At 42.0% G+C, this 11,669-nt stretch carries 12 protein-coding genes and 1 pseudogene; 9 read left to right on the top strand and 4 right to left on the bottom strand.

The features are described 5' to 3' along the window. Window positions 1-86 precede the first annotated feature (86 nt). Window positions 87-611 carry a hypothetical protein gene (locus tag IQO02_RS14960; RefSeq protein ID WP_010429725.1) on the bottom strand — a complete coding sequence of 175 codons (525 nt, stop codon included), beginning with the start codon at window positions 609-611 and terminating at the stop codon, window positions 87-89. A 109-nt stretch (window positions 612-720) separates the two neighbouring features. Then, window positions 721-1,101 (bottom strand): YgiW/YdeI family stress tolerance OB fold protein, encoded by a 381-nt coding sequence (locus IQO02_RS14955; RefSeq protein ID WP_010429722.1) that lies wholly within the window; start codon window positions 1,099-1,101, stop codon window positions 721-723. A gap of 242 nt (window positions 1,102-1,343) precedes the next feature. On the opposite strand from IQO02_RS14955, the gene IQO02_RS14950 reads away from it, so the two are divergent. The 4 genes from IQO02_RS14950 to modC are packed head-to-tail and all read left to right on the top strand — an operon-like array spanning window position 1,344 to window position 5,427. Next, entirely contained in the window at window positions 1,344-2,816 is a 1,473-nt protein-coding gene (locus IQO02_RS14950) for a cobyric acid synthase (RefSeq protein ID WP_016792866.1), read from the top strand. Window positions 2,817-2,866: 50 nt separating this feature from the next. Next, complete coding sequence (modA, locus tag IQO02_RS14945; protein ID WP_016785257.1) at window positions 2,867-3,625, top strand: molybdate ABC transporter substrate-binding protein; 759 nt, start codon at window positions 2,867-2,869, stop codon at window positions 3,623-3,625. Beyond that, a complete protein-coding gene (gene modB / locus IQO02_RS14940) occupies window positions 3,626-4,324 on the top strand; it encodes a molybdate ABC transporter permease subunit (RefSeq protein WP_016767194.1) in 699 nt (232 codons plus the stop codon). It begins immediately after the preceding gene. Further along, a complete protein-coding gene (gene modC / locus IQO02_RS14935) occupies window positions 4,321-5,427 on the top strand; it encodes a molybdenum ABC transporter ATP-binding protein ModC (protein ID WP_010429714.1) in 1,107 nt (368 codons plus the stop codon). Before modB ends, modC begins: the two co-directional genes overlap by 4 nt. A 357-nt stretch (window positions 5,428-5,784) precedes the next feature. On the opposite strand, the gene IQO02_RS14930 is transcribed toward modC, so the two are convergent. After that, a complete protein-coding gene (locus tag IQO02_RS14930; protein WP_193838590.1) occupies window positions 5,785-6,222 on the bottom strand; it encodes a DUF3069 domain-containing protein in 438 nt (145 codons plus the stop codon). Between the two features lie 131 nt (window positions 6,223-6,353). Here IQO02_RS14930 and IQO02_RS14925 point away from each other — a divergent pair, with 131 nt between their 5' ends. Both IQO02_RS14925 and IQO02_RS14920 read left to right on the top strand, forming a co-directional pair. Beyond that, window positions 6,354-7,325, top strand: a complete 972-nt coding sequence (locus IQO02_RS14925; RefSeq protein ID WP_016795356.1) for a GGDEF domain-containing protein — start codon at window positions 6,354-6,356, stop codon at window positions 7,323-7,325. A 76-nt stretch (window positions 7,326-7,401) separates the two neighbouring features. Next, window positions 7,402-8,412: a Solitary outer membrane autotransporter beta-barrel domain gene (locus IQO02_RS14920; RefSeq protein WP_102282416.1), complete on the top strand. Its 1,011-nt coding sequence runs from the start codon at window positions 7,402-7,404 to the stop codon at window positions 8,410-8,412. Window positions 8,413-8,510: 98 nt separating this feature from the next. On the opposite strand, the gene IQO02_RS14915 is transcribed toward IQO02_RS14920, so the two are convergent. Further along, window positions 8,511-9,752, bottom strand: a complete 1,242-nt coding sequence (locus IQO02_RS14915) for a GGDEF domain-containing protein (protein ID WP_171342274.1) — start codon at window positions 9,750-9,752, stop codon at window positions 8,511-8,513. Between the two features lie 448 nt (window positions 9,753-10,200). On the opposite strand from IQO02_RS14915, the gene IQO02_RS14910 reads away from it, so the two are divergent. The 3 genes and pseudogenes from IQO02_RS14910 to pntA all read left to right on the top strand — a co-directional run. Beyond that, entirely contained in the window at window positions 10,201-10,563 is a 363-nt protein-coding gene (locus tag IQO02_RS14910; protein WP_010429701.1) for a late competence development ComFB family protein, read from the top strand. 44 nt (window positions 10,564-10,607) lie between these two features. Beyond that, window positions 10,608-10,889 (top strand): HlyU family transcriptional regulator, encoded by a 282-nt coding sequence (locus IQO02_RS14905; protein ID WP_010429698.1) that lies wholly within the window; start codon window positions 10,608-10,610, stop codon window positions 10,887-10,889. A gap of 299 nt (window positions 10,890-11,188) precedes the next feature. Next, window positions 11,189-11,669, top strand: a pseudogene (gene pntA, locus IQO02_RS22240) (NAD(P)(+) transhydrogenase (Re/Si-specific) subunit alpha); the annotation flags it as partial.

Raw genomic sequence — 11,669 nt, 5'->3', positions numbered from 1 at the left:
AAGCGAGACCAGATCAGTTAACTCGATAAAGTGATTCAACTGGATAAGGATAATCAACTAGATCAAGGTAACAAATCGAATCTAGCCTAGAAACCGAATCGAGCTGACATCAAAATTTGGTGTCCGTAAGTACCGTTATTACGCATATCTAGACCTACAGAAAGCTGATCTGTTGAGTGAAAACGCGCGCCAACACCAACAATCGAACGTGTGTCATCGTTATCGATCAACTGACCAAGGCGTGCATTGACTTCAACATTCGCCAAAATCCATGCTCTTAAACCGATGTTTACTTCAGTTTTGATGTGGTTGTCGTCATTACGTTCGATGTTATGCAGTAACATTTGACCTGTAACGTCAGCAAATTGACTTATTGGGCCGTGGAATCCCATACCTACCGCTGCGTCCCAATCACTTTCAAATTCTGAATCGATACGAGCAACAAAATGAGAGTTCTGGGTAAACATGGTTGTGACTTCACCACCAAACGTACTCGGGCTCGTACCCATGCGTAGCTCGAATGTGTTGTAGTTAAAGTTGTTTGCAGACGCAGAGAATGAACACAGTGCAGCTAGCCCTAGAAGGACTGTCTTGTTTGCGCGACCTAGCATGGTGACTCCATATAAATTGTATTTTCGGCATTATATACAAAAAAGCCTGCAATATGCAGGCCAATTTATTGAAGCTTATTAATTACAGTAAGTTATTTATGATTGCTGCTTAAAGAACTTGAATGTGATCAACTTCGATTTCAGGTGTTTTGCCACCTTCGTACTCGCCAAAGATACGAATTTTTGTGTCTGCAGTCAAAGGTGCAGCTAGGCGGATGTCATCGTCCAACTCAATTTGAATCTCGCTCTGTCCGTCAGAGAAGATAAACGTATCGCTTTTTAACTGACGAACAATCTTGCCGTCAACAACCGTGTCTTGTTCTGCAAACATACTTGTGTCTGAAAGTAGAGTTGCAACAGAAACTGTCTCTATTGGACCTGTGTAAGCAATAGCGTTCTCGTGTTTGCTATTGCTGTGGTGGTCACCAGCCATTGCGAAAGTAGGTGCAAGAATAATAGTAGATGCGATAGCCAATACAGTTTTTTTCATGATGAATCCTTAAGTGTTGTTTTGTTGAAACGTTTCATTTAGTTGATACGCTTCTTTTCGCTTGGAAGCTTTGTTTCGATGAGGCTATTAAACAACACTCGGTTTGAATGCAGAGTGAGTAACACATTCATTTTCCATTCATTTTATTGAGCATCTACTCGGCAATGGCGTTAAGATGGTGGCAGAGAAATATTGCCAACAGATAGCAATTACAAATCAAGAAATTAAGGATTTAGGTACAAATGCGATCACCTTTAAGCGCCCTTATGGTTCAAGGCACAACGTCAGATGCCGGGAAAAGTGTTTTGGTGGCAGGTTTATGCCGTGTCTTGGCAAGGAAAGGAATCAAAGTGGCACCTTTCAAACCACAGAATATGGCCTTAAACAGTGCTGTGACGAAAGATGGCGGTGAAATAGGTCGCGCTCAAGCCGTTCAGGCGCAAGCTTGTAATATTGAGCCGACGGTTCACATGAATCCTGTATTGCTAAAACCCAATTCTGATACAGGCGCGCAAGTGATTCTTCAAGGTCGAGCACTGAGCAACATGGAAGCGACCGGCTACCACGATTATAAAAAAGTTGCGATGAATACGGTAATTGATTCATTCGATCGACTTTCTGCCGAATATGAAAGTGTGATGATTGAAGGTGCAGGTAGCCCGGCTGAAATCAATCTACGTGAAAATGACATCGCCAACATGGGATTTGCTGAGAAAGCGGATATCCCAGTCATTATCGTGGCTGATATCGACCGTGGCGGCGTGTTTGCGCACCTATATGGAACATTGGCTCTATTATCTGAATCTGAACAAGCTCGAGTAAAAGGCTTTGTGATTAACCGCTTTAGAGGCGATATTGCGCTGCTTCAATCGGGTCTAGATTGGTTAGAAGAGAAAACCGGTAAACCAGTAATTGGTGTACTGCCATACCTGCATGGTTTTAACCTTGAAGCGGAAGATGCCATCACATCTGCGCAAGAGTCTGACGGAGAAGCTAAACTTAAAGTCGTGGTTCCGGTGTTAACTAGAATCAGCAATCACACAGACTTTGATGCACTAAGACTCAACCCTTCAATTGATTTACGTTACGTAGGCAAAGACGAGCGCGTAAATAACGCGGATTTGGTTATCTTGCCGGGTACAAAATCAGTAAGATCGGATTTAGATTACCTAAAAGAACAAGGTTGGGATAAAGACATTCAGCGTCATCTTCGCTTAGGCGGCAAGGTGATGGGGATCTGTGGTGGCTATCAGATGTTAGGCAATATCATCCACGATCCAGATGGTGTGGAAGGTGAGCCGGGCAGTAGTAAAGGATTGGGGTATTTAGATACAGAAACGATCTTAACGCAGCAGAAGACCTTAACCAACGTACGCGGCAACATGACACTTGATGGAAAAACAGCACCAGTAAAAGGTTATGAAATTCACGTAGGTAGGACCGATGTCAATGAAACGTCATTCCCAGTTCAGTTAGAATCAGGCAACCTTGATGGCGCTGTGAATCAAGATAACTCGATATTTGGCACATACTTGCATGGCGTATTCGATAACAGTGATGCGTTGTCGCTTATTTGCGGATGGGCGGGAGCCAACGGCGTAAAAGCGATTGACCATGAACAACTTAAAGAGTTGGGTATTAATCGAATCGCTGATGCTATCGAAGAGCATTTAAATCTTGACCTGCTTTGGCCTGAATTAAAGGTTTTGGCCTGAGCCTAGCGTTCTAGGTCATAAATAAAACGAATAATAGATAAGTGATTAAAATGAAAAAACTCGTCACCCTTGTCACCTTAGCATTTGCGACATCGTTGAGTTCGACTCATCTTTTTGCTGCTGAAAAACTACGAGTTTATGCCGCATCATCGATGACGAATGCAGTAAATTTGTTGGTTGAAGAGTTTGAAAAGAATCATTCTGTCGATGTGATTCCTGTTTATGCGAGCACCTCTTCTTTGGTGCGCCAAATTGAAAGAGGCGCGCCAGCAGACATTTTTATCTCGGCCAATGACAAATGGATGACGTATTTAGTCGACCGCCAATTGGTTTATAGTGACAATGTCACAAACTTGTGTGAAAACGAGCTTGTGCTGATTTCTCCGAAAGAGGTGCCAGTATCTTTGAATCTCTCAAAGGGTGAACAATGGGCTAAACTGCTTACCAATGAAAGACTTGCGGTAGGGAACACAATGTCGGTTCCTGCGGGTATCTACGCGAAAGAAGCGTTAGAAGCTTTAGGTGTTTGGAATGATGTTAAAGCTCGATTAGCGCCAAGCAACAATGTTCGTATGGCGTTGGCATTGGTAGAGCGTAGTGAAGCTAAACTTGGCATTGTCTACAAAACAGATGCGCTGCTTTCTAAAGAAGTGAACCTAGTGTCGACATTCCCATCAGACTTACATACCCCGATACGTTACCCTGTAGCGAAGTTGAGCGATAAAGTGGTTGCCGAAGAGTTCTATATTTTTCTAAGGAGCAAGAACGCGAAGAACACCTTGAACAGTTTTGGATTTGAAGTGCGCTAAATGATGTATTTATCGGAATACGAATATCAAGCGTTAATGTTGAGCTTGAAAGTTGCTGGGTTTGCCATCTTATGGCTTATTCCTATCGGCATTGGCTTAGCGTGGCTGCTTGCTAAAAAGCAGTTTATTGGCAAAAGTATTATAGAAAGCATCGTGCATCTGCCTTTGGTGCTCCCTCCTGTGGTTATCGGCTATTTGTTGTTGGTGATGATGGGCAGACAAGGGGTAATAGGTGCATGGCTCAATGACGTGTTTGGTATTGTATTCAGCTTTAGCTGGAAGGGTGCATCACTTGCTTGTGTTGTCGTCGCGTTGCCGTTAATGGTTCGCTCTATCAGGCTCAGCTTAGAAACAGTAGACTGTAAACTCGAAGAAGCTGCAGCTACATTGGGCGCTTCTCCGATCCGTGTGTTTTTCACCATCACTTTACCTTTGATGATCCCTGGGATCATCACCGGCACAATGCTTTCTTTTGCAAGAAGCTTAGGTGAATTTGGCGCGACGATAAGCTTTGTTTCCAATATCCCCGGTGAAACACAAACTATTCCATTGGCCATGTATACCTTTATCGAAACCCCTGGTGCAGAAATGGAAGCGGCGCGTTTGTGCGTCATCTCTATTGTGATTGCGCTTAGTTCGTTGATGTTATCTGAATGGCTAAATAGAAAATCATCACAGCGATTGGGAGGAAACGCATGAGTGCATTAGTCCTCCAGTATCAACAACAACTTGGTGAAACCTTTTTCGATATCGACTTGGAGCTGCCAAGTAGCGGTATTACTGCAATTTTTGGTCGTTCTGGCGCGGGAAAAACTTCACTCATTAATGCGATTAGTGGTCTAAAACAGCCAGATAAGGGTTTGATCAGTGTATCTGGAACCATTCTGTTTGATAGCAAGAATGGCGTTAATTTACCGACTCACCAACGCAATGTCGGTTATGTGTTCCAAGAGTCTCGATTGTTCCCGCACATGAAGGTGACGGCGAACCTTAAGTACGGTATGAAAAGAGCCGATCAAGCGCATTTTGACCAAATTGTTTCGTTGTTATCTTTGGGTTTGTTACTTGATCGTTATCCAGCTCGCTTATCTGGCGGAGAGAAGCAGCGTGTGGCAATTGGCCGTGCACTGTTATCTAAGCCAAGCATTCTGTTGATGGATGAACCACTTGCGTCTTTGGATCTGCCGCGTAAACGTGAAGTGATGCCGTTTCTGGAAAATTTATCTGAAACTGTTCAGATCCCGATCATCTATGTTACTCACAGTCTTAATGAGATTTTACGCTTAGCCAATCACTTAGTGATTATTGAGCAAGGCAAAGTTATTTCATCGGGAGTAACCGAAGAGGTATGGGCATCAAGAGCAATGCAGCCGTGGCAATCTTTCTCAGAACAAAGTTCGCTTTTTGAAGCGACTTTAGCTGAGCACAATGATGATTATGCGCTGTCTCGCTTAATGCTAGGAAAATCGACATCGTTATGGGTTCAAAAAGTGTCAAGTGAGATTGGTGCTTCGGTAAGGCTGCAAGTTAGGGCAAATGACGTCTCTATCGCACTAGAACAGCCACAAAGGACTTCGATACGTAATATTCTTCCTGTGACCATTCGAAGCGTAGAGACGCATCAGCAGGGCTCTAACAAACAGTCTGTCGCTGTCGAATTGGAACTAGAACCTGGATGTTATCTGTGGGCTACTATCACACTGTGGGCGCTGGATGAGTTAAACCTAGAAATTGGTCAACAAGTTTACGCACAAATCAAAGGTGTGAGTGTCACGCAGCGAGATATTGCGGTTACGCATTAAAGCGGTTTTGATGTTTTAGTTCAGGTTTCTTGGATTTAAGATTCGGCTTAGTTTTAGATTGGAATTGTAGCTTAGGTAGTGTGCATCGTTGATACCTTACGTGTTCGTACACTAAAATTCGATCTTGATTCCATGAATGGAAACACGCGTTACGTTTGTACTGTGTTAATGTATTTTTTACGCCAGACTTTATGAGTGTATGAGCATAACGGCGAACGACATGACACGATGGCAGCGCTGATACCATTAGCAAACATAAGATTAATGAAAACAAAAAAGCCGCGTGTTTGAAGCAACATGCGGCTTAGTCAATAAGTAATACTGTTAGCGCTCAGCCTAATCTAGGCTAGCCCCGACTTACTTAGTAAAAACTTCTTTAAAATCACGCTTCAAGATAGCATCACGACGAGCTTTCTTGATTTGTTTAACCATGTCTTTTACACAATTATGTAGAACTTGGTCTAGCAGTTGAGCTCGGTACTCTTCTTTTTCTTCGTCAGACATATCTTCTGGAAGTTTAAGAGTAGGGAACTCTTCCATCACGTTAACACCAGCGAAAGCTTGGCTAACACTGATTAGAGCGTGGAACTGCTCGAAGCTGTCCAAAACATTTTGTGCGCTTGCTGGAAGACTATTCCATGCTTCACGTACTGCTTCTTCAGACACTTCATGAATAGAAGTAACCATAAAGTGCATCTCTTTTGGCACTTCATCAAATTCGATAACTTGACGAAGCTCTGGCGAGATGGTCGTTAAATCGATTTCTTGTGGTTCGTTGTTTGTAGCGTCTGACATAGTATTTCTCTTTAAAAAGAAACAATGCTAAAAAGATCTGTAAAAAAGTCAATATAATATAGAGATTAGGGCATGATTTAAGCCCAAATTTGAGCTACTTTGAATATTCAACACTAGATAAAGGTGATGTGATGATAGAAAAGGGATCTTCGATGCGCATATTGCTGGTTGATGATGTTCAACTAGACAGAATGCAACTTGCGATTCGGCTTAAGCAACTGGGTCATATTGTTGAAGCTGTAGGCAGCGGCAGAGAAGCCCTGGATGTTTATTCTGACTTTGATCCTGAACTCGTATTACTCGATATTAGCATGCCAGACATGGATGGTTTTGAAGTCGCTAACGAGGTTCGTAGTCGGTTCCCAGAATGGGTTCCTATTATATTTTTGAGTGGTCACGAAGAGCCAGCAATGATCGCTAAGGCTATCGATGCTGGCGGTGACGATTACCTGATTAAGCCAGTTAACAAAGTTGTTCTAAATTCCAAGTTGATTGCGATGCAGCGTATCGCTCATATGCGACGAGAATTAAAGCAGAGTACCGCCAAACTCGAAGAGCTCAACATTCTCCTTCAACAACAGGCCAACGAAGACGGCCTTACCAAATTGTATAATCGTCGATATATGGATACTAAGCTTGAAGAAAGTATTGCATGGCATGGAAGACGTAATATACCTATGACAGTCATACTACTGGATGTAGACTTCTTTAAGCCCTACAACGATAATTACGGCCATATTCAAGGAGATAGTTGCTTACAGGGGCTTGCAAGCACCCTTAAACAGCTCTTTGTCCGTGCGGGTGAGTATGTTGGTCGTTATGGCGGTGAAGAATTTGTTTTAATTCTGAGTGATACGGACAGTGAAGCGGCTAGTCTACAGGCCATGAGAATCAAAGAAGCGCTTCATGAGATGAATTACGCACACGATCATTCAACGGTGTCTGATAGGGTGACAGTGTCACAAGGTGTGTTGTCGTTTATACCGGGAGGCGATGAGTCAATTGCGTCTATCTACGATAAGGTTGACCAAGCGCTTTATCAAGCTAAACAAAGCGGTAGAAATACCTTTATACAGCGCAACATTTTGGAGCTTGCTCGTTAATAGACAAGCTCCTTTCTATGTTTGAATTTAGACTTCTGATAGCAGCCTGCTAGGAAGTTATTTAGTGATAAGAGAAATGCCACACTCAAAGTTATGCCCTTTGGTAAAAACAAACAAGGCGATTGTCCTACCGCTGTTTTGCTCTGTTTTCCCTGCAATAGTGAGTGCCACTACGTTGTCTGATCTAGTTAGAAAGGATATCGAACGCACGTTCGCGACGAGCGTATTGCTTAACGATACGGATGTGTTTACTTTTGGTATTAATAACTTTGATCCCAATAAAGTTTTTCGTTTAGATAACGAAGACATTGGTTCCAATGATTCTGTGAGCCGAAGAAAAGATATTGCTTCGATCAGCTTTCCGTATACGTTTGAACTTCCAGAGTACATTGAAGGTAATCATCAAGAAATAACATTACGTCTATCAGCGTTGCGTATCGAGAAAGATGTTGTGTACGCATCGACAACGAAAAGTGATTTTCAAAAAGAATCAGTAGTTTCTGGTTATCTTGAATTTGCCAATGTTACCCAGTTGGATGAACACTGGAGCTTTAGCTCGGCGATTGGTAACCACATCTCTTATTATCGCAATGACTTTGAATATCGCTCATCATTACTTGAGCCTTATAAAGATCAACTGGATGGCGTGTATCTGAATACTGACGCATGGGCATACATCGTAGAACCTAAGGTAAAACTGACCTTTGAAGACAAGCATGACTGGGGAAAATACAAACTAAGCACCAGTTGGCATTACTTTAATGGTATTGGTTGGGGTGAGGCGAATGAAGGCAACATTGGGCACCCTGAAGGCTGGTACATCGCAAACGAAGCCAAGATCTTTTACGACTTAATACGCTGGGATAAAAACATTACTTCGATGTATTCAAGTATCAGAAGAATTGATATCGGGGGCGATACGGTTGCATCTATGGGAACATCGTCCTATTACGAAGGCAGTGTAGGCTGGTTGCTCAATCCTAATCTGTTTAATGATTGGGTGGACAATGTCGGGATTGGATTGACGATTAATTATGGAAGCAGTTTGAAAGGAGGGAGCTTAGTTATCTTCTTTAACCAAGATTGATCTTCCTCTCTGGTATTCATTGATTTTATTCTGATTAATGAATCGCGCTATGAAGCGTTTTAGCCATTCCCGATTAAATTACTTAGTTACTTAGTTACTTAGTTACTAACAATCAACTTGTTGCGACCCGTTTCTTTGGCTTTATACAGTGCGTTGTCGGCCAATTTTAAAACCTCTTCAGGGTGTTTGGTCGTCGTACTATCAGATACTCCAATACTTACCGTAACATTCACCACTTCTGTCGGGTTACTACTTTGGCCGCGCTTTTTCATACCCACTTCATGATCATCAGGGCGTTCGTGAGTATTACGAATAATCATGTCGTAATTTTGGATATCAGAGATGAGTGCCTGTAGGTCAGCTTTAACTTGGTCTGCGTATTTACCTTTAAAGATGATCGTGAACTCTTCACCGCCATAGCGATAAGCACGTGCGCCGCCACCAGTCTCAGTGATGAGTCGTGCGACTAACTTGAGAACATCGTCACCAATGTCATGTCCGTAGGTATCATTAAACGTCTTGAAGTGATCAATATCGACCATCGCCATCGAGTATTTACGCCCTAAGTGCTTCATATCGACTTCTAATGCATGTCGGCCAGGAATATTAGTGAGTTGGTCATTAAAAGCCATATCGTGGCTTGCTGACATCACATAGATGATTATCAATGTTCCAGACAAAGAAAACATCGTACTCGAAATATACTGTACATCAAAAAATGTGAAGGTAGATGAAGCAAGCAAGATAGCGCTATAAACCACAACGTCGATAGAGCGGTTATAAACCAAAACCAAAATGGCCGTTAAGCCTAATAAACAAAGGCTGTACAACACGAGCACAAATGGCAGCTTAGAAAAATCTCTTACCGTAAACAGTATGCCTTCGCTCCACGACTCAAAACCGCCCGCATGGAAGTGAGAAACAATAAGCTGTGCCCAGACCATAAACAACACCACAACCAACGCATATAAGAACATCGATTTAGAGTTAACGCCATTGTCGGGGAAGGCATAGACTAATAAGCAGGTAACTGGCAGTAGTGTGGCAAGGAGAGACAACTCTAATAATGTAGTGCCTGTGTTTAGCGGTGTTTGCAAACGAACTTGGATAATGAGATATGCGACAAGCATAGTCGAAGAGACCATTGCCATGCGGCCTTGTCTGAATGTATGACACAACAGAACGGCAACGCTCAATAGAATATATGGGAGGTTGCTAGCAAACCCTAAGTTTGACTCCGTCACGAGAATGACGTTGTTCATACCTACGAGTAACATTACTAATAAAAGTAAGGGAAAGCAAAATCGAAACAAGCTCGACGTTACAAAAGAAGATGCCATTTATGTGGAGAGCCTAAAGTGTACTGATGATCTTATAATTTAATTTTATACTTAGCATACGGTTAAACAAGCGATTGCCAAGTTTTTTGCGTAAATTAGAGCAAAAACATGGTCATAGGGCGAGATTGGTGCAACCATATTTATATGTATTTGAGTTGCTATTAACCGTAGAACGAACTACACAGTATATATGAGAAATTAATTCGCTGTTATAGATACTTAACAAAACGTACGCTGATAGTATCAATTAATGGTTAATCACGAATAAGCGAACCGTAATAACAGGCAAATAGTCACAGTGAACTGATAGCCCTGATAAACAGACAGTTAGGGTAATCAGGCCATTCTGATAAATGGGCAGTTATGAAAAACGGAAGTGACAACAAGCGGTTAGTTATAATAAGTTGTTAAGAGCAATATCATAAAACACTACAAACGGAGATGTAGTATGCAAATCAGTGTGGATGTACACAATTACATGGAAACGCTTGTTGGTCATGTTTTGACTACCGAGGAATATGTGTCTAGTTACACCAACGAACAACTGGCGGATCTCGCGTGTTTGGCGTTAGGCCAACTTAAACCGATTTACATTCGCTTTGATATCGATTTTCTTGCAGCCCTACCAGAAGACAAGTTAGTGCTCTATAAACGAAATAGTGAGATCGCGGTCAAAAATGCAGAAAGCATGATCATTGACGACCGAAGACGCGAACGTGACGACAATGTGCCCGTTATATTTAGTCAACACAATTTTGATGATGACGTAGAATTGCAATGGTATGAAAAGCCATTGTTGAACAGCAAATAGTCATGATAGTTTAGAGTCAGTACGGTCATTTAAGGAGTAAAAACGTGGGATTCTTTTCTAGATTATTTGGTGGCAAAGAAAAAACTGAACAAAAAGTAGACATTGAGCCAGTAGAATACAAAGGGTTTAATATTTACCAAGATGCCATTGCAGAATCTGGTCAATATCGTGTCGCTGGGCGAATCGAGAAAGAAGTCGACGGTGAAATCAAAACTCATCGTTTTATTCGTTCTGATGTTGTTTCAAACAAAGAAGACGCCAACGAATTGATGCTCAAGAAATCGCAGATGTTCATTGATCAAATGGGCGACAATATATTTAGCTAACCAATTGGGGTTAGAATTGATGTTGGTCATCATTTAGAGAGCTTTCAGTGTATATGCTGAAAGCTCTTTTTAGTTTTAGGGATAAAGAACAGCTAGTAGGTTGTTATTTAAAGGATTATCAGAAAGTGGTTTGACCTTTTTGTTTGAGATGGCCAATATTGATTGAAATGAAGCGCCGAAAACTCAACTAAATCGTTATAAGTAATAACTTTTCCTGTTCTTTGAACAAAACGCTTGAAGTATTAGTTCTCGTTAGATACAAACGAATAAGTCATTGTGCCAATAGTCAAGGAATCGCTATGCAAATTGGTGTACCAAGAGAAACACTCGCGGGAGAAACGCGAGTCGCTGCTTCGCCGAAATCGGTAGAACAGCTTCTAAAATTAGGGTTTGAAGTTTGTGTTGAATCACAAGCCGGCGCGTTAGCAAGTTTTGAAGATACAGCTTATGAACAAGCTGGAGCAAAAGTTGTTACCGCCGATGAAGCGTGGAAGTCCGATATTATCTTTAAAGTTAACGCTCCAATCGTTGACGAGTCTAAAAATGAAATCGAATTGCTTAAAGATGGCGCCACATTGGTCAGCTTTATTTGGCCCGCTCAAAACCCAGAATTAATGGAACAACTGTCCACTCGTAACATCAACGTGATGGCGATGGATTCTGTGCCACGTATTTCGAGAGCTCAGGCGCTAGATGCCTTGAGTTCTATGGCAAACATCGCGGGTTATCGTGCTGTTGTTGAAGCGGCGCACGAATTCGGTCGATTCTTCACAGGTCAAA

Origin of the sequence: Vibrio sp. OPT24 (assembly GCF_015163545.1) — a bacterium.
Taxonomy (GTDB): Bacteria; Pseudomonadota; Gammaproteobacteria; order Enterobacterales; family Vibrionaceae; genus Vibrio; species Vibrio cyclitrophicus.
The sequence above is the reverse complement of the archived record's forward strand: the minus strand, read 5'-3'. Positions and strand labels throughout refer to the sequence as shown.